This window comes from Chitinophaga sp. 30R24 (assembly GCF_049056765.1).
In the GTDB taxonomy this organism is placed as follows: Bacteria; Bacteroidota; Bacteroidia; order Chitinophagales; family Chitinophagaceae; genus Chitinophaga.
This window is the reverse complement of sequence record NZ_JBJGXX010000002.1, coordinates 111,707-138,125: the sequence shown is the minus strand read 5'-3', so window position 1 is coordinate 138,125 and position 26,419 is coordinate 111,707. Positions and strand designations below refer to the sequence as shown.

The 26,419-nt window shown below is 40.9% G+C and carries 22 protein-coding genes and 1 tRNA gene; 11 read left to right on the top strand and 12 right to left on the bottom strand.

Features of this window, described 5'->3' with window-relative positions:
- The 9 genes from rplC to ACDQ55_RS06990 form a co-directional block, all read right to left on the bottom strand.
- Entirely contained in the window at positions 1–618 is a 618-nt protein-coding gene (gene rplC, locus ACDQ55_RS07030) for a 50S ribosomal protein L3 (RefSeq protein WP_420980579.1), read from the bottom strand.
- A 191-nt stretch (positions 619–809) separates the two neighbouring features.
- Positions 810–1,115 carry a 30S ribosomal protein S10 gene (gene rpsJ, locus ACDQ55_RS07025; protein WP_012789286.1) on the bottom strand — a complete coding sequence of 102 codons (306 nt, stop codon included), beginning with the start codon at positions 1,113–1,115 and terminating at the stop codon, positions 810–812.
- A 1,797-nt stretch (positions 1,116–2,912) separates the two neighbouring features.
- Positions 2,913–3,509, bottom strand: coding sequence for a hypothetical protein (locus tag ACDQ55_RS07020; RefSeq protein WP_420980577.1), 597 nt, complete (start codon positions 3,507–3,509; stop codon positions 2,913–2,915).
- A 353-nt stretch (positions 3,510–3,862) separates the two neighbouring features.
- A complete protein-coding gene (locus tag ACDQ55_RS07015; RefSeq protein WP_420980575.1) occupies positions 3,863–4,642 on the bottom strand; it encodes a polysaccharide deacetylase family protein in 780 nt (259 codons plus the stop codon).
- A gap of 13 nt (positions 4,643–4,655) precedes the next feature.
- Positions 4,656–5,432 carry a glycosyltransferase gene (locus tag ACDQ55_RS07010; RefSeq protein ID WP_420980574.1) on the bottom strand — a complete coding sequence of 259 codons (777 nt, stop codon included), beginning with the start codon at positions 5,430–5,432 and terminating at the stop codon, positions 4,656–4,658.
- 290 nt (positions 5,433–5,722) lie between these two features.
- Positions 5,723–7,867, bottom strand: coding sequence for an elongation factor G (fusA, locus tag ACDQ55_RS07005; protein ID WP_420980573.1), 2,145 nt, complete (start codon positions 7,865–7,867; stop codon positions 5,723–5,725).
- 404 nt (positions 7,868–8,271) lie between these two features.
- The gene (rpsG, locus tag ACDQ55_RS07000; RefSeq protein WP_168741512.1) at positions 8,272–8,739 is read right to left on the bottom strand and encodes a 30S ribosomal protein S7; all 468 of its coding nucleotides are present in this window, start codon (positions 8,737–8,739) and stop codon (positions 8,272–8,274) included.
- 30 nt (positions 8,740–8,769) lie between these two features.
- The gene (gene rpsL / locus ACDQ55_RS06995; RefSeq protein ID WP_012789278.1) at positions 8,770–9,150 is read right to left on the bottom strand and encodes a 30S ribosomal protein S12; all 381 of its coding nucleotides are present in this window, start codon (positions 9,148–9,150) and stop codon (positions 8,770–8,772) included.
- A gap of 386 nt (positions 9,151–9,536) precedes the next feature.
- Positions 9,537–10,637 (bottom strand): branched-chain amino acid aminotransferase, encoded by a 1,101-nt coding sequence (locus ACDQ55_RS06990; RefSeq protein WP_420980571.1) that lies wholly within the window; start codon positions 10,635–10,637, stop codon positions 9,537–9,539.
- Between the two features lie 131 nt (positions 10,638–10,768).
- On the opposite strand from ACDQ55_RS06990, the gene ACDQ55_RS06985 reads away from it, so the two are divergent.
- The 4 genes from ACDQ55_RS06985 to ACDQ55_RS06970 are packed head-to-tail and all read left to right on the top strand — an operon-like array spanning position 10,769 to position 12,958.
- Entirely contained in the window at positions 10,769–11,266 is a 498-nt protein-coding gene (locus ACDQ55_RS06985) for a hypothetical protein (protein WP_420980570.1), read from the top strand.
- 29 nt (positions 11,267–11,295) lie between these two features.
- A complete protein-coding gene (gene rdgB / locus ACDQ55_RS06980; protein WP_420980568.1) occupies positions 11,296–11,880 on the top strand; it encodes an RdgB/HAM1 family non-canonical purine NTP pyrophosphatase in 585 nt (194 codons plus the stop codon).
- Positions 11,881–11,900: 20 nt separating this feature from the next.
- Positions 11,901–12,341 (top strand): acyl-CoA thioesterase, encoded by a 441-nt coding sequence (locus ACDQ55_RS06975; RefSeq protein WP_420980567.1) that lies wholly within the window; start codon positions 11,901–11,903, stop codon positions 12,339–12,341.
- A gap of 26 nt (positions 12,342–12,367) precedes the next feature.
- Positions 12,368–12,958, top strand: coding sequence for a nitroreductase family protein (locus tag ACDQ55_RS06970; protein WP_420980565.1), 591 nt, complete (start codon positions 12,368–12,370; stop codon positions 12,956–12,958).
- 39 nt (positions 12,959–12,997) lie between these two features.
- On the opposite strand, the gene ACDQ55_RS06965 is transcribed toward ACDQ55_RS06970, so the two are convergent.
- Positions 12,998–14,566 carry a glycerol-3-phosphate dehydrogenase/oxidase gene (locus tag ACDQ55_RS06965; protein WP_420980564.1) on the bottom strand — a complete coding sequence of 523 codons (1,569 nt, stop codon included), beginning with the start codon at positions 14,564–14,566 and terminating at the stop codon, positions 12,998–13,000.
- Positions 14,567–14,734: 168 nt separating this feature from the next.
- Here ACDQ55_RS06965 and ACDQ55_RS06960 point away from each other — a divergent pair, with 168 nt between their 5' ends.
- The 7 genes from ACDQ55_RS06960 to ACDQ55_RS06930 all read left to right on the top strand — a co-directional run bounded on the left by ACDQ55_RS06960 (position 14,735) and on the right by ACDQ55_RS06930 (position 23,561).
- Complete coding sequence (locus ACDQ55_RS06960; protein ID WP_420980563.1) at positions 14,735–17,260, top strand: mechanosensitive ion channel family protein; 2,526 nt, start codon at positions 14,735–14,737, stop codon at positions 17,258–17,260.
- 124 nt (positions 17,261–17,384) lie between these two features.
- Positions 17,385–17,458, top strand: a tRNA-Met gene (locus tag ACDQ55_RS06955).
- Between the two features lie 242 nt (positions 17,459–17,700).
- On the top strand, positions 17,701–18,117 hold the full coding sequence (locus ACDQ55_RS06950) for an Arm DNA-binding domain-containing protein (protein ID WP_420980562.1): 417 nt from the start codon (positions 17,701–17,703) through the stop codon (positions 18,115–18,117).
- A 35-nt stretch (positions 18,118–18,152) separates the two neighbouring features.
- Positions 18,153–18,938 (top strand): tyrosine-type recombinase/integrase, encoded by a 786-nt coding sequence (locus ACDQ55_RS06945; protein ID WP_420980561.1) that lies wholly within the window; start codon positions 18,153–18,155, stop codon positions 18,936–18,938.
- Between the two features lie 216 nt (positions 18,939–19,154).
- Positions 19,155–21,491, top strand: coding sequence for a DEAD/DEAH box helicase family protein (locus ACDQ55_RS06940; RefSeq protein ID WP_420980560.1), 2,337 nt, complete (start codon positions 19,155–19,157; stop codon positions 21,489–21,491).
- A 158-nt stretch (positions 21,492–21,649) separates the two neighbouring features.
- Positions 21,650–22,486, top strand: coding sequence for a putative phage abortive infection protein (locus ACDQ55_RS06935; protein ID WP_420980559.1), 837 nt, complete (start codon positions 21,650–21,652; stop codon positions 22,484–22,486).
- A 181-nt stretch (positions 22,487–22,667) separates the two neighbouring features.
- The gene (locus ACDQ55_RS06930; protein ID WP_420980557.1) at positions 22,668–23,561 is read left to right on the top strand and encodes a hypothetical protein; all 894 of its coding nucleotides are present in this window, start codon (positions 22,668–22,670) and stop codon (positions 23,559–23,561) included.
- Positions 23,562–23,615: 54 nt separating this feature from the next.
- On the opposite strand, the gene ACDQ55_RS06925 is transcribed toward ACDQ55_RS06930, so the two are convergent.
- Both ACDQ55_RS06925 and ACDQ55_RS06920 read right to left on the bottom strand, forming a co-directional pair.
- The gene (locus ACDQ55_RS06925; protein WP_420980555.1) at positions 23,616–24,590 is read right to left on the bottom strand and encodes an IS481 family transposase; all 975 of its coding nucleotides are present in this window, start codon (positions 24,588–24,590) and stop codon (positions 23,616–23,618) included.
- A gap of 92 nt (positions 24,591–24,682) precedes the next feature.
- The gene (locus ACDQ55_RS06920) at positions 24,683–26,107 is read right to left on the bottom strand and encodes an AAA family ATPase (protein ID WP_420980554.1); all 1,425 of its coding nucleotides are present in this window, start codon (positions 26,105–26,107) and stop codon (positions 24,683–24,685) included.
- Positions 26,108–26,419 lie beyond the last annotated feature (312 nt).

The following is a 26,419-nucleotide window of genomic DNA, read 5'->3' as shown; positions in this document are numbered from 1 at the left end:
TTACTTCTGGATTAAAACGATTGAACCATTGTGGCCGGGAACGGAACCACTTACCAGGATATAATTCTTTTCAGGGAATATTTTCAGGATCTTCAGCCCTTTCACTTTCACTCTTTCGTTACCTGTCTGGCCGGCCATACGCATACCCTTGAAAACGCGGGAAGGATAAGATGATCCACCAACAGAACCAGGAGCCCTGCTTCTATCGTGCTGACCGTGGGTAGCTTCACCCACACCGCTAAATCCGTGGCGTTTTACAACACCTTGGAAACCTTTACCTTTGGAAGTGCCAACTACGTCGATGGTTTCGCCTTCTGCGAAGATTTCGCAAGTGATAGATTCACCGAGGGCTTTCTGTACATCCGGGTTGCGGAATTCTTTTACAAAACGTTTGGGAGAGGTGCTTGCTTTCGCGAAGTGATTACTTTCTGCTTTTGTAGTGTGTTTTTCTTTCTTCTCACCGAAAGAAACCTGAATTGCATTGTAACCGTCTATTTCCAGGTTTTTTACCTGTGTTACAACGTTGGGACCTGCTTCGATAATGGTGCAAGCAGTTTGCTTACCATTGGTCTCGAAGATACTGGTCATACCAATCTTTTTGCCAATAATACCTTTCATTTTTATATGATTTTACCCAGCGCCTGGGGGATTTCTAGCTATCCCCAGGATGGGCGGTTTAAATACATTTATTGGGCGGCCGCCCAGAAGGCGCGACCTATGTGTGTTGTTAAAATTGCCACGCTGCCGGTAACCAGCAGCATAGCCATAAATCAATAAAAGGCTGGCCTTTCGCCTGCCTTGCTGTTGTCCTATGCTTTAATTTCAACTTCTACTCCGGAAGGTAAATCGAGCTTGCTCAGCGCGTCTACAGTTCTGGAAGAAGACGTGTAAATATCCAGTAAGCGTTTGTGAGTACACAGTTGAAACTGCTCGCGCGCTTTCTTGTTTACGTGCGGAGAACGCAATACTGTAAATATTTTCTTCTCGGTAGGTAACGGAATTGGACCAGTTACCACGGCACCCGTGTTACGCACGGTTTTAACGATCTTCTCAGCAGACTTATCTACCAGGTTATGATCGTAGGACTTCAGCTTGATTCTTATTCTCTGAGACATAATGCAATGAACTTCTACTTAGTTTTTTCCCAATACGATTTGGGAGGGCAAAGGTAACCCGTTTTTTCTATTTGGCAAATAATTTCAGAAAAAAAATATGAGATACCGGGCAAATATCTGGCACCGGCAATTCCAGGAAGAGGAGTATAAGGTTATGCTTTGGCATTAAGGCTTCAGAAATCATTCATTGTGTGTACGTTAAGCCTTAAGGTAACTTCACATGCTCGTTTCGACAAATATAGGAAAACAAATTTCAAAACCAAAAAATGTAGCGGTGATTATTGAGATGCGGTATAATTACCCCAGGTAAATATCCATTTGCCCGGCACACGTATTATAATTATATTTTATACATTCAGTATCAGCTATGCTGTTTTCCAAGATCACCAGCTGCACGAAAAAGGGTTGCTCCCTTTACCCGGAACAACCCTCTTTGAATAATTAAAGTGATTCGATGAGTACACCAAAGGTTAGCGACCTCCGCAATTAAAGCGGTAAGCCATTGCCTAAACCACCCAATAATGATTGAAGTAATCCTAAGATTAAAGACAGCAGTTGATTCAGTAAATCCATGGAAAAGGTTTTTATAAGACATGCCTACTCTATTGACTGGTTTTCGGCGTTCCCCAGTTGTTATTCAGCTAACCTGTTAAAATTAAAAGCTATCATTCAATAAGCGATCATTCATTTTATTCATTCACCCCGCTACTTGCTAACCTGTTCATTCAGCTACAGTAGCTAATTACAGGGAATTATACCTTGTAACAAAACAGTATGGTACAGCTATTTTTCCATCGACCAGATAATCAGGCATCCAAATAAAAAGCTGCCTCCTGTTTTACCAGGAGGCAGCCATTCAAATGACATTGTGTAAGGGAAATAGCATTCACTTCGTATGGAATTAATCCCTTACCACAGGGGGTCGGTCAGATTACAGACCACCCAACAGAGATTGGAGCAGGCTAACAATTAATGCCAGCAGTTGATTCAGTAAAGCCATAAAACAGGGTTTTTACTATAGGTGACACCTACTCTCTTGATTTGGTTTTCGGCAATCCCAGGCACACTATTTTTTTAGTGCATCCCGAAATTAAAACCTATTCACGCAATTCCGTTCATTCATTTTATTCAGTTCGGCATCCTGATTTACACTTGTTCATTCCACTACTGTAAAGGATTTCATTGACACAAAAAAGCTCCGGCTTGCGCCGGAGCTGTAAACAAATTTGCCAATCACGCTAACAGATCATTTCTTGAGCGCTGCTACTACTGTAATCATCAGTTTTAGCTGATTCGCTTACCGGTAGCCTCCGTTTATCCTGACGGATAATCAGACAGCGCCCAATACCGAAGCTAGCAACGCCAGCAGGCCCTTCAGGAAAGTACTCAAGGCATCAAGGATCATAACATTAGTTTTTTTCACCTACTCTCTTGTATGGTTTTCGGCAATTCCATCAGGTGGCATCCTGGTAATTAAGATGATGTGTCTTTTACAGTGCGCCCGTTACGGTGGTCAGAAATTTGAGCACTGCCTGAAGAATGGTGTTTAACATACAGATTTTGATTATGACGATAATGCCTACTCTATTATGCAGGGTTTTCAGCAATCCCCCTTGCCTGTATCCTTACAGACTCTACTAAAATAATAGGTTCCCAGTAAAAATCCCACATTCAATTAGTTCATTTTAAGATCCGCTTATTCATTTCATTCATAATTAATATTATAAGGAATCCTAATAAAAAACCGGCAGCAATAATTGCTGCCGGAAACGCATATAAGCTACAGTTTCATTATGTTTATTTACCTGATTCTTCCTTGTAGATCTTCTTTACACGGGTAGATGGCAGGTAAATCTGGAAACCCACTCCTAACGCTAACCTGTTAGAGGTGGTGGAGTTACCAAACCCAACGGTCAAATCATATTTCAACAATGCTTCAAGCCCCACATTAGGCGTAATAAAATAAGAAACGCCTGGTCCGATACCAATATCCAGTCCATTTGTAGAAGCACCATTAGCGGGGTTAAAACCAGCAACGCCCACAGATCCTTCCAGGAAGAAGCGAGCCCTTCTGGAGAATTCCAATTTCCTGACATTCTTATCTGCTACATAATAGCGGGCGAGAGCTCCCACACCATAGTTAATATCAGTACCGGGGTTATCTGTACTCAAGCCAAAATTCAGGTATCCTCCCAATGCCAGACCATCCGAGATAAACCAGGCTGCCTTAGGAGTAAGATCCATACTAAATTGTGTGCTGTGCTTCTGAAAGTTTAAGCCAAAATTAGCCAAGGTACCACCCACCATAATATTTCCTTTCTCAATTTGGGCGTTAGCAACAGTGCCAAACAATACAGCTGAAAGCGCAAGGGTTAATAACCGGATTTTTTTCATAGTCTGATTTTTAGTTTTAACAAAAAACATGTTGAATGAATAAGAACATTTACAGACAAATGCTTCCATTTGCTGGGTACTGCCTGGTTAAAGCAGCTAATTAATAATAATATAAGAGGCAGGGGATAATGGGGAAGGTAGCCTTACATCTTCAAACAACAACGTCACAAAGTAACCGGGGCTATTTAACTATTTACAAACAAAACTACTGAAAATGAATATAATAAGTAATTATCTTATCAAAAAAAGAAAAAAAACTTTACTGTAGAGCCCGAATTTCCCTTCACCGGATGCGGTTAAGAATTTCCGTTATTATAACATTTAAAGCAAAAGGTTGTTGAGAAAAAACGTGTTTAAATACGATGGGCTTGCAGTAAATCCGCGTGTGTACAAAAAGCTCCCTGGTGTTGGAGGAACTGCAGGAAGCCTTCCATCTTGCGGATCATTCTTTCTCCGGAAGTACGCCTGATATATGCCGGTAAGGCATAATCGCTAATATCCGTGAGTTCCCAGGGGTGAAAGTAAAAAGAGAGATAGTCGTCTTTTTTCAAGATCCTGCTACTGAAATGTTTGGTTATCCAGAGGGGGAAATTTTTTATGCTCAGCCAGAATATAGGGTATCTGATAACCGGTGATACAGAGGAAGGAATGATCCAGGTATCGTTATCTTTGAATAAAGTACGGGACACATGCCAATTGTTATACCTTCCCGGCAGCCAGGTTGGATTTATCGAGGCGTCGTACAGGTAACCAGCCGCATTTAGCGCCTGGATATTTACTTTACGTAAACGGGGCATACGAAACCCCTGGACAGGTTGTCCACTTATTTCCTGCAGGGCAAGCCTGGAACCTTCCAGGTCGGCTTCTGTAAAGGAACTATGGTAGAAGGCATGAGAAGCTATTTCATGCCGGAGTGCTATTTGCCTGATCAGCTCTGGATAATGCTGCGCCCAATAAGCGGTAATAAAAAAAGTGGCACGCACATTATATTTATCAAATAAAGCCAGTGTTGCCTGCAAGCCTTTCCTGGATACTTCCAGTTTTTCCTGCAATGGAACCTGTTGGCCAAATTCTTCCGGGATATCAAATTCCTCCACATCCACACTGATCAAAATCCGTTTCCGTTGTTTCATAAAATCTAAGCGCTCAACTACTAATGATAATCCTGCAATAGTTCACCATTTCCTTCAGCAATAATTTCGTCCTGAAAGAAGAAAATTGTATGCCGGCCCGGCAAACCACATCCACAGTACCTATTTTGAGATGGGAGCGTTTCCCAGCCTGGTATAAGAATTCACTGTCGTACAAGAAACCGTTGACCCGTGTTTTCAGCAGTATACTTCTGCCATAGGCATTAAATCCTTTCAAACCGGCCTGCGCATCGTCTACCCGGAGGTTTAATACTACACGGTTCAACAAGCGGCTAATCTTTGTAATGATGCGACGTTTAGCCGGTAATTTACGCAGATAGGCAGCACCCCTTTCGGCAGCTACTATATCTGTTCCCTGTTGCAAATGATCATATGCCTCTTTGATAACGGATATGCCGAAGGGGAAATCCAGGTCTGTATATACCTGAAACGCATATTGCGCATACTTTACACCTTCCCGAACAGCATATCCCTTTCCCCGGTTTCGGGAATAACTAACGATCATAATCCCAGGAATAGCGGCTTCTAGCCAGGCCACGTGCTGGGAAGTAAAATTTTTTACTGATCCATCGTTAACAAGAATTAACCTGACGGGCACTTTGCCCATCAATGTGGTAATTTCATGATAATGCCTGATCAATGATTCTACCCAGGGGCCCGAAGGGTTCCAACAGGGCAGAATCAAGTCTAGGCCGGAAGAAAGGGTCATCATTTCTCCCGATGTATGTACCACAGTTGTAGGAGGTGCCTGTTGCAATAACTCTATTGACATATCTTTTCATTCTAGGCTATCAGTAAAAAATATACAGGATGAGAAGGATTAGATTTTATATAAAGACGTTAAAAGGCGGCTTTCCCTCTATACAGCGTACAAAAAATAAAAAAGGTCCTGGAGATCAGGACCCTGTGGCAATTAGCAAAAAGTAAATTCAGTTGTAGGTTATGATAATCGAAAATATTGAATATTCCTATCCTGGCAATAGCATGTTCATGTCAGTAGGACTAAAAGAAAAGGTTGTCCTGTGAGAGCAGGACAACCTTTTCTTTATAAAAAGCTAATGATTAAGCGTTTACTTTACCTTTCACTTTTGCAATCACCTCTTCTGCCACGTTATTTGGTGCAGGAGCGTAGTGAGAGAACTCCATGATGGAGCTAGCGCGGCCGGAAGACAGGGAACGCAGCTGAGTTACGTAACCGAACATTTCGCTCAGTGGCACTTTTGCTTTGATTACCTGTACACCATTTTTGGAGTCCATACCTTCCAGCATACCACGACGACGGTTCAGGTCACCTGTAACATCACCCATGTACTGGTCTGGAGTTTGAACTTCCACTTTCATGATTGGCTCCAGCAATACTGGTTTAGCTTTGCGGGCAGCTTCACGGAAAGCTTGTTTAGCGCACAATTCGAAAGACATCGCATCGGAGTCTACCTGGTGGTAAGAGCCATCAAACAGGCGAACTCTTAAGCTGGTCAGCGGGAAGTTTGCGAGCACCCCCTGGTTGAGGGACTGTTCGAAACCTTTCTGTACAGCAGGGATGAACTCTTTTGGAATAGCACCACCGAAGATATCGTTAACGAACTGTAAGCTTTTACCTTCGTTTTCTTTCAGCCATTCTGCGTCAGCAGGTCCGATTTCTATTTGGATATCAGCGAATTTACCACGACCACCAGTTTGTTTCTTGAATACTTCACGGTGTTCTATCTTGGTAGTCAGTGCTTCTTTGTAAGCTACTTGAGGAGCGCCTTGGTTTACTTCTACCTTGAACTCGCGACGCATACGGTCTACGATGATTTCGAGGTGCAGCTCACCCATACCGCTCAATACAGTTTGACCGGTTTCTTCATCTGTTCTTGCTTTCAGGGTAGGATCTTCTTCTACCAGTTTAGCGATGGCCATACCCATTTTATCAACGTCTGCCTGAGTTTTAGGCTCAATAGCGATGTGGATAACTGGTTCAGGGAAGGTCATAGATTCCAGTATGATCGGGTTGTTCTCGTCACACAGGGTATCACCAGTTTTGATGTCTTTAAAACCAACAGCGGCTCCGATATCACCGGCTTCGATGAAGTCGATCGGATTCTGTTTGTTTGCGTGCATCTGCATGATACGGCTGATACGCTCATTCTTACCGGTACGGGTGTTCAGTACGTAAGAACCTGCGTCCAGGTGACCGGAATAAACCCGGAAGAATGCCAGACGGCCTACGAAAGGATCGGTTGCGATTTTGAATGCCAGTGCAGCCAGCGGAGCTTTTGCATCTGGTTTACGTTCGATTTCTTCGCCAGTGTCTGGATTAGTACCTTTTACTGCTTCAACATCCTGTGGAGAAGGCAGGTAACGGCAAACCGCATCCAGCATCTTCTGAACACCTTTGTTTTTGAAGGAAGAACCGCACATCATTGGGATGATAGCAATATCGATTGTTGCTTTACGGATTGCTTCGTGAATTTCGTCTTCGGAGATAGAATTAGGATCTTCGAAGAATTTTTCCATCAAGGTGTCGTCGTATTCAGCTACTGCTTCTACGAGTTTCGCTCTCCATTCTTCTGCTTCAGCCACCATATCTTCAGGAATAGGAATTTCCTGGTAAGTAGCGCCTTTACCTTCTTCATCCCAGATGATACCTTTCATGGTGATCAGATCTACCACGCCTTTGAAGGTATCTTCCGCGCCGATTGGCAGGGTTAAAGGAACGGGGTTAGCACCCAGCATTTCTTTTACCTGTTTAACCACATTGAGGAAGTCGGCACCGGAACGGTCCATTTTATTAACGAAACCGATACGGGGTACACGGTAACGGTTAGCCTGACGCCAAACGGTTTCAGACTGAGGTTCAACACCAGATACAGCGCAGAACAATGCTACCAGACCATCCAGTACGCGCAGGGAACGTTCTACCTCTACGGTAAAGTCCACGTGACCTGGAGTATCGATGATATTGAATTTATATTGTTTGGTATCAGGTAAGGCTTTACCTTGCAAAGTTGGAAAATTCCAGAAACAGGTAGTTGCCGCAGATGTGATGGTAATACCTCTTTCCTGCTCCTGTGCCATCCAGTCCATTGTAGCAGCACCCTCGTGCACCTCTCCAATTTTGTGGGATTTACCTGTATAATACAGGATACGTTCTGTGGTAGTGGTTTTACCCGCATCAATGTGCGCCGCAATACCAAAGTTCCTTTGAAATTTTAAGTCTGCCATAATATTAAAATGACTAAATAATGCAATTTGGGGGGCAAAGGTAATCTATTTTCAACAATAAATAAAACGAACTACTTTTCCAAATTGTTATTTGTTTGTAACAAGCTGGGGCGTTTATCACATTATCATTTATCCGCATGAATATAGTGATCAAAACCAGCTTCAGCGTGTTAATTACCAATTTTTATCAAAACCCATACTAAAATAAATAGTATTTTTTTGCCTTCCCATAATTCTGTGAATTTAGCGAATATCTATCTCAAAAACAGTTTTATCCAGCTAAAGTAGTTTTTCGGCCGTTAAACGGGTAGCCCTGGGCAGGCGGTGGCAATATAGCACAAAAAGGCAAACAGCTCCCAAGGAACTGTTTGCCAAATATATTGAGTTGCCTATAAAGGCTATAACTAGATTCTGAAGTGAGAGAAAGCTTTATTCGCTTCTGCCATACGGTGAGTATCTTCTTTCTTCTTGAACGCTGCACCTTCACCTTTACTAGCTGCTACGATTTCGTTCGCCAGTTTGTCGGCCATGCTCTTACCGTTTCTTTCGCCGGCATAGCGTACCAACCACTTGATGCTCAGAGATATCTTTCTGTCAGGACGAACTTCGGCTGGGATCTGGAAGGTAGCACCACCGATACGGCGGCTTCTAACTTCAACACCAGGAGTTACATTAGTTAATGCTTTTCTCCAAACCTCGTAACCATTTTCACCGGTCATTTGGCTTACCTTATCCACAGCATCGTAGAAAATTTTATAGGCAATGCTCTTTTTTCCTTGTTCCATTACGTTATTAACGAAGCGGGTTACCAGCTTGTCATTAAACCTAGGATCTGGAGCCAGAGGCAATTTTTTTGCAGCTTGCTTTCTCATTTATTGAAAATTACGACTATTTATAATTGATTATTTTTTAGCCTTTTCCTTTTTAGTACCATATTTGGAACGGCTCTGCTTTCTGTCTTTCACACCAGCAGTATCCAGGGAACCGCGAACGATGTGGTAACGAACACCTGGTAAATCTTTTACCCTTCCACCACGGATCAGTACGATAGAGTGCTCCTGCAAGTTGTGACCTTCACCAGGGATATAGGCAATCACCTCAACTTTATTGGTTAAACGCACCTTCGCTACTTTACGCAAAGCGGAGTTTGGTTTCTTAGGCGTGGTAGTGTATACACGAGTACAAACGCCACGACGCTGAGGGCAGCTATCTAATGCCCTGGACTTAGACTTAGCCCGGATAATTTCTCTTCCTTTTCTTACTAATTGTTGTATAGTAGGCATTCTTTACCTAGTTTTTTTATGTCGGTTTACAATGACATCCAAATTCCCACAAAGGGATTTTGGGACGGCAAAGGTAAAACTATATATGTGAATAACAAAATTGTTTCGAAAATATTTTTGCCGGAATGATCTCCCGCTATGATATACAGCAGGCTATTGGTCTTATTTTCTGGTAGTAGCTCAGGATTACCAAAAACCGGACTGCAAAGGTATGATTTCCGTTAGAAACTACCATAAAAAATAGGAACAACTTTTTAGCGGTGAGCAGCTAAAAGCGGAGACCGGGCCCTATATTAAGCGAAAATCTGCCTCACATATAGCAAATCTACTTTAATATATTATCTGCACATTGCGCTTTTAACTGCTCTTTCCCTGGTTATCAGCGGCTATTTTCTATCAATAATGTAGTTCCAGTGGCGGGTATCTGTAGCGCGGCCGGTACGGATATCATCTAAACGGTGAATCACTTCTGCTCCAACATCATACTTGGCAGTATCCAAACGGATCTGCATATCCTTATAATCCAATTGTTCTACATATGCTACGCTGGAAGCGGTACCGGTACCGAATATTTCCCGCAGGGTGCCATTGTTATGAGCAGTCACAATTTCATCAATAGAAATAGGTCTTTCTTCCACTTTGAGGCCCATATCGGTCAGCACATCGATTACGCTCGCGCGGGTAACACCTTCCAGGATAGTACCCTGTAAGAGATCCGGGGTAACAGCAGTATTGCCGATAATGGCAAATACGTTCATGGTACCGCATTCCTGCAGGTATTTATGCTCATAGCCATCTACCCACAAAATCTGATCGTACCCCTGCTTTTTAGCCTGCATAGTAGGATACATAGTACCCCCATAGTTACCTGCCGCCTTTGCAAAACCTACTCCACCGGGAAATGCGCGTATATATTTGTCTTGCACCAGCAGTTTAATCGGCTTATTGAAATAAGGGCCGGAAGGAGAATTAATGATGGCGAATTTATAGGTATCAGAAGGACGCACACCGATAAATTCGTCGGTAGCAATCATGAAAGGACGCAGATAAAGGGAGCAACCTTCGCCGGTAGGCACCCAATCGCGGTCTATATCTATCAACATATCCATTCCCCCGATAAACAACCACTCGGGCACTTCTGGCATGCCCATTCTTTCTGCGGAACTGTTGAAACGTTTAAAATTGTCGTAAGGCCTGAAGATCATGGGATGTCCTTCCTGATCTTTATAAGCCTTGATACCTTCAAAAATAGCCTGACCATAGTGCCAGGCAGCATTAGAAGGACTTACAGACAGATGCTGAAAAGGCAGGATTTCTGCGTTTTTCCATTCTTTTCCATCAAAATCTGCTACCAACATATGGTCGGCATACATCTTCCCAAATGCCAGGTTATTAAAGTCAACTTCATTTAACCTGCTTGCTGTTGTTTTGGTGATCTTGATCTTCTTCAATGCCTCTTCCTTAACTGTTGATTTATTTACCATCATGGTTAATCAATTTTATCTCAATATTTTTACATTTCAATCGTTGTGCCATCGGCGCCCAAAAGCCCCGACGTTGCAAATAAACTGATTTTTCCCCAGAGGGGCTTTTTACATTAAAAACAATTAACATATTTATGTCGCTTGAGCAAATCCGACTTGATCCGGTATTTCTTGCTAAAATCTTTACCCAGCCCATCATTCCCGGGAAAAGCACGCCTGCGGCAGCAGTGGAAAAAGAGTTGCCTAAAGTTAAATTTTTAGGAGAAAATCAAAAAAACATTGCGCTCTTCATACAAAATGAAAATCAAGCGTATTTAAATGAAGAATTATTCAACCTCCTTACCAATATATTAAACGCCTGTAAACTAGGTATGCAGGATGTATCCCTGATGAATGTGTCGCATTACCCTGCATTAACCTTTACCGACTGGCAATCGGCGGTGAAGATAACACGAAGCGTTGTATTTGGGATTACACCGGAGCAACTGGGGCTCAGCGACATTCCTGCTTACCAACTGGTAACGGTAAATGGCACCACGCTTCTTTTTTCTGATGAACTGTCTGTGATTGGCAGCGACAAGCAGCTGAAAGCCAGGCTATGGGCAGGATTAAAACAATTGTTAGGCATTTAATACAATAAATACATTTTTCATCCGACTATATGAAGTTGATATTCGCTACCAATAATCAAAATAAGGTAAAAGAGTTCCGCTCCCTGCTGGGCGACCATTTTGAGATCATTACCCTATCGGAAGCCGGTATGGACATAGACATTCCGGAACCGCACGACACCCTGGAAGAGAATGCCAGGGAAAAGTCCAGTACCATCCACCACATAACAGGAGAAAATTGCTTTGCAGAAGATTCCGGGCTCGAAATAACCGCATTAAACGGGGCGCCAGGCGTTTTATCCGCACGTTATGCCGGTGAGCAAAAAGAAGCCGCCGACAATATCGTAAAGGTGCTGCAAGAGATGGAAGGAGAAGCCGACCGGAGTGCGCAATTCCGCACCGTTATTTCCCTGATCCTCAACGGACAGGAATACCAGTTTGAAGGAATATGCACCGGACAGATTACCATTGCTCCCCTTGGAGAAAAAGGGTTTGGCTACGATCCTATCTTTGTGCCGGAAGGGGCCACAAAAACCTATGCAGAAATGGACCTGGCAGAAAAGAACCAATATAGTCAGCGGGCGAGAGCCTTTGCGAAATTTGCCGCTTTTCTGAAACAAACAACAAACGTTTAGCATCTACCTAAAAAATAATAATGGCAAGGATTAAGATAGATTTACCCGCAGTTTTTCCATTTAGCACGCAAATTCCGGTACGCATCCAGGACATTAACTACGGCGGGCATGTAGGCAACGACGCCATTCTCTCTATTATACACGAGTGCCGGTTACAATTTCTGGCCAGCGCCGGTTATACAGAACTGGACAAAACCACCGGCATTGGACTCATTATGGCCGACGTAGCGGTAGCTTATAAGGGAGAAGGCTTTCATGGAGATATTTTCCACGTAGCTGTTGCCGCAGGAGAATTCAGCCCATTTGGATTTGAGCTTTTCTACTATATTACCACTCAACGGGATGCACAAACGATCACCATTGCCGAAGCTAAAACAGGCATGGTATGCTTTGATTACCAACAGCGTAAAGTGGCCAAATTATCGGCAGCAATGAAAACCCGTCTGGAAACCGGTAAATAACAATAATTACATTATTTATTATGATTATGGATACAACAATATCAGCCACATCTGTGGAACAAGCAATCACTAGCCGGCGTTCTGTAAAGCCTACCAGCATGAATGGCAGGAAAATAGCCGATGAAACTGTGCAGCAATTATTACAACTGGCAGATTGGGCGCCTACCCACGGCTACACTGAACCCTGGTACTTTACCATTTACAGTGGCGAAAAAGTACCAGGCTTTTGTGCAGACCATGCCGAAATGTACAGACAACATACCCCGGCCGACAAGTATGTTCCCGGCAACTACGACAAAATGAAAAGCCAGGGAGATCTTGCTTCCCACATAGTAGCTATTTGCATGAAAAGAGGCAGCAACCCTAAAATACCAGTAATAGAAGAAGTGGCAGCTGTAGCCTGCGCCGTGGAAAATATGTGGCTGGGCGCTACTGCCCTCAATATTGCGGGCTACTGGGGTTCCGGCGGTATGACCTTCCACCCTGCCATGAAAGAATATCTAGGTTTAGGAGAAGAAGACCAGGTACTGGGATTCTTTTATCTGGGCTATACTGACGAACCCTTATCTGCTGGCAGAAGGGTAAAACCTCTTGGCGACAAATTCAAGTGGGCGTAAAGTGACCGGCAGTTAGCGGCTAACCGCTAACTGCTGTTTTTACAACAATACATATCCATTTGCTTCCTCCGCAAAGCTGCTGATCTGAGTAGCTACCCAATGCTCATCTTTATGCAGCTCTTCCGCCATAATACGGGCTACAGCAGGCGCTATACGTAAAGCCTCCCGGGCATCCAAAAAGAGCAACCGGACGCGGCGAGCCAGGAAATCTTCAATATTACGGGCCATCTCTTTTCGTACCGCCCATACCACCTGAGCTTTAAGAATGTTATATTCTTTGCTCAATTCCTCTCCCATAGCAGGTTGACGGTCGATCAGTTCATGGATATTTGCATTATCGGCGCCATAAAAATACCAGGGATCATTCCAGTCTACCGCTGCTTTTGCGCCATGAATTTTCATTTCATAGGTTACTGAAACTGTTTCTTTCCAACGCATCACTTCTTCCAGTTTATGGATCACATCTTCAGCCATGCGGCGATAGGTGGTCCATTTACCACCGATAATTGTGACCAGTCCTGATTGGGAAACGATGATCTTGTGGCTGCGGGATATTTCCTTGGTTTTATGTTCTTCGGACTTGGCAGCAGCGAGCGGCCGGAGGCCAGCCCATACGCTTTGTACATCGGTACGCTGAGGGGGTTTAGCCAGATATTGCGCTGCTGTTTTCAGAATAAATGAGATCTCCTGTTCCAACGCATGGGGGTCTAGGCTGATATAACTGACGGGAGTATCCGTAGTACCTACAACCACTTTATTATGCCAGGGCACCAGAAAGAGCACCCTGCCATCGCTGGTAGCAGGAATCATCATTGCATCGTAGCCTGGCAGGAAATCCCGGTTCAATACCAAATGTACCCCCTGACTCGCAGCAATAGATTTAGGAGCCTTGGGATCATCCATCTCCAGGATATCATCTGCAAATACCCCAGTGGCATTAATTACAGCCCGGGTATTCAGGTAAATATCACTTTCTCCTCCCAGTATATCCCTTACCGTTAGTCCGGCAATATTTCCATCCTCATCTTTATGCAAACCGGTTACCCGCATATAATTCAACACCGTACCGCCTTTATCAGCAATCGTTTGTGCCAGGTTAATGGCCAGCCGGCTATCATCAAATTGCCCGTCGTGGTACAACACACCACCCGCCAGCTTATCTTTTTTAAGAGTAGCCAACCGCTGCAGGGTTTCCGATCTGGAAATATGAATAGATTTTCCGAGGCTGAGGCGACCGGCCAGCCAATCATATATTTTAAGGCCAATAGTATACTTTATATTCTCCCAAAAACTAAATGTAGGGATCACAAAAGCCAGATTGCGAACCAAATGGGGCGCATTAGCCGCTAAACGGCCGCGTTCCAAGCTGGCTTCCCTTACCAAGGACACATTGCCTTGCGCCAGATAACGCACCCCTCCATGCACCAATTTGGTACTTTTACTGGAAGTGGATTTGGCAAAATCAACCTGTTCCAGCAACAAGGTTCTATACCCCCTGGTTACCGCTTCCAGCGCCGCACCAAGGCCGGTAGCACCGCCACCAATTACGATAACATCCCAGGGTTCAAGGTCTTTTCTTAAGGTGGCAACAAGCAATTCTCTGTTCATATATTGTTTTTCAGGGTCTGATAGCTTACAAAATACTCAGGAATCAGATACCTAACAAAAGATAAGCAACTGGCTACAAAAAGTTAACGGTCAGGAAGATTAAAAGTTTTAAATTCAGGAACTTTTAGGCGTAAAAAGTGTTCCACCATAGGAATCAGCTCACCTCATATGTCCTTTAACGTTAAAGTTAACAATCGATTACTGCAGGTGCTTTTTTGGTTGCTACCAGTAACGACCGGCTGTTTACATGCCGATGCCCAGCAGCGTAAAAAAATAAAATCACTGGACACCCTCCACCTGGTGGCAGTAGACAGCGCCACTATACGAAAAAATATTGCCGCACTATCCAGAGATACCAGCCAGGTAAAAAAATCAGATACCGCTGTAGCTATTCTCGTCAACAGAATTGAGAACTACACCTTAATGCTGAACGACCTGATGAGCTCCCTGAAACGTGGATTCGATACTTCCAGCATCAACACAGGCCTGCCACTTACCGACACTTCCCTGGCCCTGATAAAATTGAACATTGCAAGCCTTGGCCGTACCCCCAACATCAATGACATTTATACTAACAAAGTAATGCTGGAACAATTGCAGCGAAAGCTAAGCTCCTGGCAAAGCACCCTGTTTTCCTACTATAACAAGTTGATCAACATTAATGATACCCTGCATTCGCTGCGGCGGGATACCGCCATGCGGAATATCCCGGCAGAAGATGAACTCTACGGCTTTTACCTGGAACAGATGACTAACCTCATCCTTAAATTCCGTACTGTAGACAGCGCCAACCGGTACACTCTCACCCAAATTGGTTTATTACAGAACAAAGTAGCCAACCGCTATATAGATGCTTCTAACCTCTATGAAGACATGAATTACCGGTTGATCCAGTTTTCTTCAAATATGTTTGTACGCGACTACCATTACCTATGGCAACCGCACCACGACAGCATTAATCCGCTAGGTTTTTTTTCAGTGCTGCGGAAATCGCTGCATAAAAGCACTAAAGTATTGGTCATTTTCTCTGCCATACAATGGCCGGTATTTTTTATCTGGCTAGTATTGGCCCTGTTATTCCTATGGTGGGTGCATAATAATATCCGACGTATACGGCTCCACTACCCCGAACAGGAAGGAGAAGCCATCCTGCAACACGCCAAATACGTATACCGGTTTCCGTTAGCCAGTTCCATAGTACTGATCACCACCTTGTCGGCCGTACTTTCTATCCGCTACCCTATTCTCTTTACAGAAATTACCTGGGGACTGAACATCGTTGCTTTAACCATTATTTTCCGCATGCATCTGCCCGGGTCACTGTTTAAAACATGGCTGATGTTAGTAGGGCTATTGTTCGCTTATAGCTTAAATAACCTCCTGATAGAGGTCACCTATGCAGAACAATGGGGATTACTGCTAGGCGCTATCCTCTCCATTATATTAGGAATCAGGCTATTGAAAGAAACCGCCCTCACCTCTTTTGCCCAACCTAAATATGCCCAGCCCCTGATCCGGCTATTGATTGCCACCAGCTGCTTTTCGTTGTTACTGGTTATAGCGGCCAGAGTAGGCAGCGCCAAAATAATGGGATCGAGCGCGATAGTGAATACCATTATGGCATTGAGCCTCTCCGTATTGGTAAAAATATTGATGGAAGCAGTATACCTGCAGGTAGAAGCCAACAAAGATTCCAGCACTTTCATCTCTTTTATGGATTACCAAGAAGTACAACGGAAGCTGAAAGCCTTTTTAAACGTGGTAGCCTATGTAAGCTGGCTGATTATCCTTACACGGAACCTGTACTTATACGATACTATTTATGACTATGTCCGCGACTTCCTGTTGGCCCCGCATCAAATAGGCAGTTCCGCCTTTTCTTTCAGCAGCGTTATCATTTTTGTACTGGTGATCTGGATAGCCACAGTAGCCTCCCAACTGATTGCCTATATGTTTGGCAATACCGGTCAGAATGCCCGAAAAACAAAATTCGGTTCCGCCCTCCTATTGCTACGCCTGGCTGTGTTAGCCGGTGGCGTGCTGCTAGCGTTTGCCGCCTCTGGCATTCCGATGGACAAACTCACCATTGTAATAGGCGCTTTAGGTGTAGGTATTGGCTTTGGCCTGCAAAATATTGTGAATAACCTCGTATCAGGCATTATCCTCGCCTTCGAAAAACCGATTGAAGTAGGCGACGTTATAGAACTGGGCTCCCGTTCAGGCGTAGTAAAAGAAGTAGGCATCCGCTCAAGCAAAATAAGCGCCTATGATGGCTCCGAAGTAATAGTTCCCAACGGCGACCTCATTTCACAACAACTGATCAATTGGACCAGAACCAACCGTAGCCGCCGTGTAACCTTTGCCATAGGCGTAGCCTATGGCAGCGACGTAAAACAGGTAACGGATATTATCAAATCGGCGTTTACTGACCGGAAAGATGTGCTTACCCTGCCAGCCCCACTGGTACAACTGTTTGAATTTGGAGATAACGCCGTAAACTTTCGGGTTTATTTCTGGATTGCAGACCTCGACAATGCCGGCATCATACAAAGTGAAGTGCTCTCCTATATCTATAACACCCTGAACAAAGCCGGCATCACATTACCTTATCCGCAACGGGACCTGCACCTACGCTCCATCGACGAATCGCTGCTGAAAAGATGGGATAAATCCAGCCCAGATAGCACTCTTTAAAAAAAATTATAAAAAAAACGGCGGATACATTTTGAATTTTCGTTTATAAGCCTTTATCTTTGCACTCCCGTTTTGGAGCAACGGACACTGCTAATAGCAAATCAGTGCTTCGAAAAGGTAAATTGGCGAGGTAGCTCAGGTGGTTAGAGCGTTGGATTCATAACCCAAAGGTCTCGGGTTCAACTCCCGATCTCGCTACGAAAGTCTGAAATAAGACAAGTTAAATCCCATAGAATACAAGTTCTATGGGATTTTTGCTTTTTATACCTGTCTGAATTGCTAAATATGGCAATATACAGGAGGTCAACAATTCGGTCACAGTGCCTTTTTGAAGCCTATGAACCTTGTTGCTTTAAAACACTCTCCCACTCTACTTTTATTTTTTCCATTTGCCAGGAGTTGAACCTTCCTGTTTTCTCTCACTTTCTAAATGCACAGCCATGATTATTTTATTTTGGCTGGCTAAATTCAGAACCAATAAAGCTGGTGAAGCCCCTCTCTACATGAGAATTACCTATGAAGGCAAAAGAGCTGAAATAGGGTTAGGGCAATATGTTATTCCTAAAAACTGGGATAATAAACGCCAGAAAGTAAAAGGAGATGCTGATTTAGTAAAGCAGATAAACAATATTATCAATTCCTATAAAACGAAGGCACTGGCTTCTTATGATGATTTATTCAAGACCAATAGCCCTATTACAGCAGAAATCCTAAAGAATAAACTTTTGGGAATTGATGAACAGAGAAAAACCCTGCTGGAAGTATTTCATTACCATAATGAGCAAATGAAAGCCAAGATAGGGATTGAGTTTGCTGCTAATACTCTCAAAAAATACATTACCTGCGAAAAAAAGTAGTTGCTTTCATTGAGGCTGTATATCACAGGAAAGATGTGTTTCTGGCTGAACTAAATTATAAGTTTATTACTGATTTTGATTTCTACCTTAAAACTCATGATAAGCTAAAGCAGAATGCAGTAGTAAAGCATGTGCAGCAGCTAAAAAGGATTATTAAAGTAAGCCTGTTACATGGCTGGTTGCAAAGTGATCCCTTTGTTAATTATAGCTGCAAGCTGAAAGAGGTATTGAGGGGATATTTAACCTCAGATGAGGTGGCAAAGCTGGCATCACTGGATTTAAGTAACAATAAACGACTGGATGAGGTAAGAGATGTATTTCTTTTCTGCTGCTATACTGGATTGTCATATGCAGATGTGGAAAAACTCAATTTCAACCACATTTCCAAAGGGATAGATAATAATTACTGGATAATACTCAACAGGACTAAAACAGAAAGCAGGTCAGCTATACCTGTATTACCACAGGCACAAGAGATACTAGAAAAATATAAAAGCCAGATCATGACTGCTTATGATGGTAAAGTTTTACCTGTAAAGTCCAACCAGAAAATGAATATCTACCTAAAGGAGGTAGCTACACTTGCCAAGATTTCCAAAAGGGTTTCCATGCACTTAGCCAGACACACTTTTGCTACCAGTATTACCTTAACCAATGGGGTTGACATAGTAACTGTTTCAAAAATGTTGGGGCATAAAAACATAAAGACAACGCAGATTTATGCTAAAGTGGTGGATACTAAGATTAGTCAGGATATGCAGCAGTTGAAGGAAAAATTATCTGGTAACAATTTAAAAAGGGTGGCAGATGGAGGTAGTTAGCATCATTTTGAGCATACCATTATTATTGCTTATTTGTTGGGGATTAGGTGCATTATTTCTGGTTGTAGTGCCTGATTTGGAACAAAGTACAGGAAAGCAGATTTCAACTGGTGTTATTATTCTTATCTTGATTGGCATAATAACAAGGCTATAGCTGTAAATCAAAGTTTTAAGTATATTAGGTGCTAATTCATTATCCTAGCACCTAATATATTTATGGCAAGACCAATATCTATTAATCCCAATACTTACAGGAATCTGGAACTTCCTTTTAGCTTAAGGAATACTGAGATTGATTACTTCCATATTCAGCCCAATGTTTTAAGTCTTGACGAGTTTCAAGTTTCAGAGGAAAGGATTAATCTTGAAGCAGGGCAATACTTAGATTTACAAAGGCACTTTCATTCTCTCGATGATTCAATACAAGAAACAGTAGTACTTAATGTGCCAGTAGGGCATGGAAAAACTACCTTGTGCTATAAGTTAATGAAAAAATACTACGAAGAAGGGTATCATATCATAGTTTGTAGCCCCTTTCAAAAGCTAGTAGAGAAAGATCATAAGGCGCTGCGAGCAGAAATGCCCCATGCAATTATAGTCAATTATAAAGAGCTAAATTTTGATGAAGAATCTTTCTTTGGTTCATTTGAACAGCATTTGGCAGAAAATGAATCCAGAATACATATAATAACCATAAACTGTTTGTTGAAGAATCCAGGTGATGATAAATTTGAACAGGCATTTCACAAGAGCAGATTCTTGCAAAAGTTAAAGAACTCCATCAGAAACAAAGGGGAAAAGGTTGTTTTCTTCTTTGATGAGATACACGAAAGTGTAGCGAATTTTAAAAATGAATTTATCCCCAATTTAACTGCATGGAGAGAGTTAACTCATAAGTGCTTTATATCAAGTGCTACATTTACTAGTGCCTCTATACCTGTCATTAGGTATATATCACTGCTTACAGTTGGTAGAATAAGAATATACGATACAAATAGGCAAAAGAACACTAATCAAGCTAATTTGCATTTGCACATTACTACAAATACATACTCTTCTAAGTACCTCAATCCTTTAGGTAAAATATCTGACATTATTAGAACTTCTTTTGAAACAGAATGTAAGGTAAATATCTTATGTGCATACAAAATTATGGTCAATGCCCTTACAGACAGGACAAGCAATAACCACATCACCCAGAGTGTATTAGCACTACAACCCAATATATGTACTTCTGATACTGACAATGAGTTCAACCCTGATGAGAATAATATTGGCACAAATTTTAAAACTGGGGTTAATATTGAGAGTAGTAATGCTACGCTCATTATCATTATGCCAATTGTAAACAAATCTAATCCATTTAGTAGTTATGGCATATTCAGTGATGGTATTCCTGCAATAACACAGGCATTAGCAAGATTAAGAAATGGAGGAAACATTCATGTCTTTATGTATGCACCTGATACAATACTGGATTTGGAAAACCATACCCAACATATGCCTGTCGAATTATTACAGGATAAAATCAACAGACCATATAAAAGAGTAAATGATTCATATGATTGGATGAGACAAAAGTATGATACACTAAGAAGGCATCTTGATAGGGAAATTAATTTCCTGACTGAGGTACTAAATGAAAATGATGAGCTTAAATATCACTATCCCACATTTCAGGAGGTTTTAATAGAAAAAAGTCAAAAATACTTATTGACCAAGAATGAGTGGATGGGGAAGTTTATATCTCCATACTTGGTTTGGGCTGCAATAAACAATCAATTCTGTAATGCTACTTTAAGGAGCATTATATATAACACCCAAGCCTATAGGACTGTCAGATTAACCTCAGATAACATACAATCAGAGCTTTTCTCCTTACTGTCAAATGATACGATTGAAACATTAAGGGGTACATCAATCAGAAATGGATTTGATTCCTTAATTGAAAAACTGCAACATAGTGAGGCTTCTGTTGGTGGATCAATACATCATTATACAAATGATTTTTATCTGAATGGGAAGCAAATAACTTATGGAAAACTCAAAGCTAACAAGGATTTTAATCATGCGATTCTAAAAATCATTTTATCTATTAAAAGTACAGATCAGGAAATCAATAAAGGTATTTACATCAGAACTTGTATTGCAAATGCTGCATCATATGGTGATACAAACAATCAAACACCAAATGTGATAATGATTTACAGGCAATTCCATTATGTGAAGGAGCAATTCATCCAGCTTATAAGAGCAAGAATTATCCAACACAAAAACAGGTTCTTACTGCATCCTAATCATAGCTCAATAATTCCTGATAATTTCATAAAGGAAGCTATTAAACTTATATATACACTGAAAGAAGAGGATAAAACCTTAAAAGCATTTACCTTTTTCCATAATCACAAAGCAGTGTTAAACCAAGAAAGTATTTCCCCTGCCATGAAAGAACTTGTAGTGAATGAACTTGGAAATATATTTTTGGATTTCACAGGAGAGCACTTACTCCATGAGGGTACTAAACATTATATATTGGATGGAGCCATTCAATGACAACATATTATTCAAAATATAAATTTTCTACAGGAGTAGATATTTTGGACAGAATTTTAAAAATTTCTCATACAGGGTATTCTTGAAATTCTGTCCATTTATGTTACGATGGGTTACGACCTTTATCATACAGCCAGGGCAAATAATCTAATCAAAATATGAAAAACTCCAAAGACACAGGTTTATATTTAGCAATTTCATTTCTCATAATAGGTCTGATTGCTATTTTTTTTCCATTTAATCTGCTAAATGGAATCTCTTTAGGGAGGTTTACTTTGAAAATTGACGAATATGATAAATTGGGTGCTTTTATAGCTGGTTTAACAGCCCCTTTCCTATCAATTTCTGCATTCATTTTGTTGTACTTAACATACAAATCTCAAAAAGAAGAATTAGCTGATAGTAAGATTATATTGAAATCACAGTCTGAAACACTTGAAAAACAGCAATTTGAAACCACATTTTTTAATCTACTAAATCTTCATCACTCTATTGTAAACAGTACTGATGTGAAAGTTCCAGTATCAGGACTACAAAGTGTGGTTGCAAGAAACAAAGGGCAATCAGTTAGTCCTGATGTAAGAAATGGGAGAGATTGTTTCACCTACTTTTATGAACGCTTTGCTAACTACTATCATGCTGAAAAAAACAGCAGAGATACATCAACTATAGGAAGTGAACTTTCCATAATACAAGAATCTTATGACAAATTTTATTCGCAGTTTCAGTTTGATCTTGGACATTACTTTAGAAATCTATATCACGTTGTCAAATTCGTAAATAGGTCCAGCATTTCCAACAAACAGGAATATATAAGTCTAATAAGAGCACAACTTTCAAGTCATGAAATATTGGTTCTATTCTATAATGGTCTTTCCTACAATGGAACTAAATTCAAACCATTAATTGAAAAATACCATCTTCTAAAGAATATGCCTAAAGGAGATTTACTGTTGCAAAATCACCTTAATGAATATGATGCAAGTGCATACTGAACAAAATCGTTCATTAAGAATATTATGTATGCCATTATTGGGTTTGACATAAGTTAATTACGAGGAATTGCGCTTTTAATTTATGGTGTAAAACAGTCAGATAAGAAATATAGACTAGGTTACGATAATTAAAAAATCTTTTTAAATTGGTATCTTCGTTCAAACGAAGTCACTCCACATTATGGAAAAGAAAATTGACATCACATCAACCGCCATAGAAAAAGGAATAGATCTAGCTAAAGATTTTCTTGATAAGTTAATAATGCCAGCAATTGAAGAAACTGGACTATTAATAAAAGAGAAAGTAACATATTGGAAGTTCAAAGATCAAGTAAAAACACTCAATAAAGCGAAAGAATATTGTGACAAAAATGGCATTTCAACGAAGACTATTTCATTAAAATTATTATGCCCACTTTTAGATGGTGCAGCATTGGAAGAAGATGAGAAAATGCAAGATAAGTGGGCGATTCTACTGTCAAACTTAGTAGACTCCAAACAAAACATTCAGAACCATGTACTTCCATATTTACTTGGGCAAATTTCATACGAGGAACTTTCTTTCCTAGAAAAAGAATACCAATCAAAACTAAGAAGAGTCGAAAATGCTAATGAAGAACTGGTCACCTTTAACTTATCAAATCAAGAGCAAGAAGCATGCTTAACAAAAGAGATAGAAGAATTAAATTCACAGATAAAGAGCGAGAGATTAAAGAATAGTAAATACCACGACATCATTTGGCCTCTGCAATCAAAACTTTACGATCTTGAAAAAGAACTTAAAAAAATAACATATTCCAAAGCAATAATTGAACATAAAATTAGTGACCCAGAAATAATATCAGAGCAAGAATTAAAAGAATTTGAAATTGCAAATCTAGTGCGTCTTGGGATGATATCCATGCAGCAAAGTACTGTATTAAATTCTGAACCACTGGAGATTCCTAGAAACGAAGACGAAGAAAATGTAAAAGTTGATTTGGATATTGATCTTGAAACTGAACAATATTACATTTTAACTCAACTAGGAGAATTATTTATTGAATCCTGTACAGAGAAAAAACAATCTAAATAATATCCATTGAAATAGATGCAATTTAATTTGATAGTATGGCGTAAGATGTGTGATTCATAGACATCGTTTCAATTTTTCAGACCTCTGATCTGATGCATAATGTTGTATTCTAATTCTCTCTTTTAGTGGATCATAAGATGTTTCAACTTCATCCCAATAGGGCGTTTTGGGTGAAAGGGAAACCACTACTTCAACAGGTGTTTTGTCACGTAGAGAACTATGAGCTCTGTACCAGTTATAGTAGTGTTGCCAGTCCTTCAGCAGTTCTTTTAATTTAGGATCCTTTAGGGATACCGTAGAGTAAAATTCATCCAGATCGGTTCTTTGAGTTCGATCCACTTTCCCATTTAAGTATGGCGAGTATGGCTTGATTGGTCGGAACTTTATGCCATATTCCATAAGCGTTTCCTGAAACTTATAGGAGAAAAACTCACGACCGCGATCTGTTTGTATTCTCTGGATTGGAAATGGCATTTGCTCTAGCATCACCTCTAAAAAGAACAAAGTGTTGGTTGCTGTTCGTCTTGAATAAAGCTCTATAACCTTATACCTACTGCAGTCATCTATGGCAGTGTATTGATATAGGCCAGGAGCTATTTTGCAAACATCTACCTGAACCCGGTCACCAGGTGTGGGACGATTATATCTGGTTATTTTCTTTCGGTAGATTCGCTTGAGCGAAAGGTATTTTTTATTATGCTTTTGGAGAACCTTATGAATAGATGCTAAAGAAAGATGGATACTATGAAGCCGTTTGAGTTCACTGGCAATTCTACGATGCCCCAACTTACGGTCATTACGCAGGCTTAATATGATTCCTTCATGGTATGCAGTAATTTTCTTGCCTGGAGAGTTTAAGGGCTTACGGCTAAGTTCTGTTAATCCATCCTCTCCGAACAATTCAAATCGCGTTAACCATTTCCGAAGTGTTGGCCTTGAAATACCACATTTCAAACAGGTTTTTCCTGCATTTTGACACTGCTGATATAACTTGATCCATCCTAGTCGTTTGCGAACTAATTCATCCATAATAAATGACTATTACAACGAGTATGGCATAACTACCATGTTACCAATATTCCATACAAATATATTGAAACGATGTCTATGAATCACACATATCATTCAAACAAAATATCCATCTTCAGGCTCTGCTGCACAAGCCAGTTCGAGTAATTATTCTTATTCAACCCAAAAGTTGTTATCATAGTTAGAAAAATAGCTTTGCGCGTTTTTGTCTCCTCTTTAAAAATGCCAATCTTATTTCTCAATTCTTCCGCATACTTTTTGTCGATTGTAAAATTATTAATAGAGAATTTCATTTCACAAATATTGATCACCTGATCACGCCTGTCAATCACCAGGTCAATTTGCGCACCTGTATCTGTACTGGTGCTTATCCATGATGACGTTGTTGTTTGCACGCCGCTGATACCTAGTGCCTTTTTTATTTCTTTAGTATGAGCAAGACATACCTGCTCATAAGCATAGCCGCTCCAGGAACGCTGCTCCGGACTATCCAGCCCATTAATCCAACTATTTTCATCCAATGTATTGGCCTTTCTTATAAACTTTAAATAGAACAGTGAGTAAAAATCAGTTAACTGATAAAGACTATTTCTTTCTTTTTTTCCGTATGAGATATATTTGCGGATAAAATCACTTTCCTCCAATTCTTTTAAAATTCTAGTGACGCTCCCGCCCGCGGGGAGCTTAGCCCCTTTGATTAACTCCCCGCGAGTTAGCCCTTTTGCTTTTTTACTCAACGTTTCGATAATCGCAACATGTTTTTCTGCATTATCGAATAGGGATTGGTAGAGATTATCAAATTCGGAACGAAGCATTCCATCCTTCTCAAAACATAGTCTATTAATATTCTGGGCGGCACTTTGCGCTACATCTATCTGTTCCAGGTAAAAGGGAATTCCCCCCATAACCATGTACAATTGTATAATCTGATACCTGTCAAATATTGCTTTCTTATATTTTAAGAAGTCTTCGCACTCTTTCAATGTAAAGGACTCTAATCTGATCCGATGAGTCACCCGATTATGCAAACCACCTTTGTTATTAATGAGTTTGTTGATCATCCATCCCGCTGCCGAACCACAAACGATCAATACCACATCATTTCTCGCACTTGCCCAGGAATTCCAAAAATGTTCCAGTGCAGGTACAAAATTAGATTGCGCTGTATCAAGCCAGGGAAGTTCGTCCAGGAAAATAACTTTCTTTTTCCGCTTACTGGATTCCAGCAAAATAGAGAGCTGTTGGAATGCAGTGAACCAATCGGCAGGAGGTTTTCTTTCATTTGCTGACGAGTCATATCTCGTCAGTGCAACATGAAAATTGGCTAATTGCTGTGACAAGTTAACATTAGACATACCTGTCAGATAAAAATCAAATTTATTATCGAAAGCCCGCCTGATTAAAAAAGTCTTCCCAACCCTTCTTCTCCCATACACTGCTACAAAAGAGGACGATTTGCTATCTCTTATTTGATCGAACAAATCAAGTTCTTTTTTACGGCCAATAAGCTTATCCATGTCAGTCAATTTGGCCATAAATACACAAAAACAAGCAGTTAGGGCCAAATTGATCCCGGCGGGGTCTGCCAAACAATGGCTTCCCACTTGGTAATTGGAAATTTTATTATAATATTCCTGGATTTCAATCCCGTATTATTTTGGTATTTCGGGATTTACCCAATTCGATGGGAAGAGAAGTAAGTCATTACGACATATTATGTGTCGTAATAATTTGATTGCGACATATATTCGGTATACTCGACTAATAAATGTAGTAATGTAAAATAAAAATTATAGCAAATGAACCTCTCTGCCTATCAAAACAAAAAT

Bases quoted from the DNA above. Each gene is read 5' to 3' on its own strand.
- rplC (WP_420980579.1), bottom strand. From the start codon at position 618: ATGAAAGGTATTATTGGCAAAAAGATTGGTATGACCAGTATCTTCGAG.
- rpsJ (WP_012789286.1), bottom strand. From the start codon at position 1,115: ATGTCTCAGAGAATAAGAATCAAGCTGAAGTCCTACGATCATAACCTG.
- ACDQ55_RS07020 (WP_420980577.1), bottom strand. From the start codon at position 3,509: ATGAAAAAAATCCGGTTATTAACCCTTGCGCTTTCAGCTGTATTGTTT.
- ACDQ55_RS07015 (WP_420980575.1), bottom strand. From the start codon at position 4,642: ATGAAACAACGGAAACGGATTTTGATCAGTGTGGATGTGGAGGAATTT.
- ACDQ55_RS07010 (WP_420980574.1), bottom strand. From the start codon at position 5,432: ATGTCAATAGAGTTATTGCAACAGGCACCTCCTACAACTGTGGTACAT.
- fusA (WP_420980573.1), bottom strand. From the start codon at position 7,867: ATGGCAGACTTAAAATTTCAAAGGAACTTTGGTATTGCGGCGCACATT.
- rpsG (WP_168741512.1), bottom strand. From the start codon at position 8,739: ATGAGAAAGCAAGCTGCAAAAAAATTGCCTCTGGCTCCAGATCCTAGG.
- rpsL (WP_012789278.1), bottom strand. From the start codon at position 9,150: ATGCCTACTATACAACAATTAGTAAGAAAAGGAAGAGAAATTATCCGG.
- ACDQ55_RS06990 (WP_420980571.1), bottom strand. From the start codon at position 10,637: ATGATGGTAAATAAATCAACAGTTAAGGAAGAGGCATTGAAGAAGATC.
- ACDQ55_RS06985 (WP_420980570.1), top strand. From the start codon at position 10,769: ATGTCGCTTGAGCAAATCCGACTTGATCCGGTATTTCTTGCTAAAATC.
- rdgB (WP_420980568.1), top strand. From the start codon at position 11,296: ATGAAGTTGATATTCGCTACCAATAATCAAAATAAGGTAAAAGAGTTC.
- ACDQ55_RS06975 (WP_420980567.1), top strand. From the start codon at position 11,901: ATGGCAAGGATTAAGATAGATTTACCCGCAGTTTTTCCATTTAGCACG.
- ACDQ55_RS06970 (WP_420980565.1), top strand. From the start codon at position 12,368: ATGGATACAACAATATCAGCCACATCTGTGGAACAAGCAATCACTAGC.
- ACDQ55_RS06965 (WP_420980564.1), bottom strand. From the start codon at position 14,566: ATGAACAGAGAATTGCTTGTTGCCACCTTAAGAAAAGACCTTGAACCC.
- ACDQ55_RS06960 (WP_420980563.1), top strand. From the start codon at position 14,735: ATGTCCTTTAACGTTAAAGTTAACAATCGATTACTGCAGGTGCTTTTT.
- ACDQ55_RS06950 (WP_420980562.1), top strand. From the start codon at position 17,701: ATGATTATTTTATTTTGGCTGGCTAAATTCAGAACCAATAAAGCTGGT.
- ACDQ55_RS06940 (WP_420980560.1), top strand. From the start codon at position 19,155: ATGGCAAGACCAATATCTATTAATCCCAATACTTACAGGAATCTGGAA.
- ACDQ55_RS06935 (WP_420980559.1), top strand. From the start codon at position 21,650: ATGAAAAACTCCAAAGACACAGGTTTATATTTAGCAATTTCATTTCTC.
- ACDQ55_RS06930 (WP_420980557.1), top strand. From the start codon at position 22,668: ATGGAAAAGAAAATTGACATCACATCAACCGCCATAGAAAAAGGAATA.
- ACDQ55_RS06925 (WP_420980555.1), bottom strand. From the start codon at position 24,590: ATGGATGAATTAGTTCGCAAACGACTAGGATGGATCAAGTTATATCAG.
- ACDQ55_RS06920 (WP_420980554.1), bottom strand. From the start codon at position 26,107: ATGGATAAGCTTATTGGCCGTAAAAAAGAACTTGATTTGTTCGATCAA.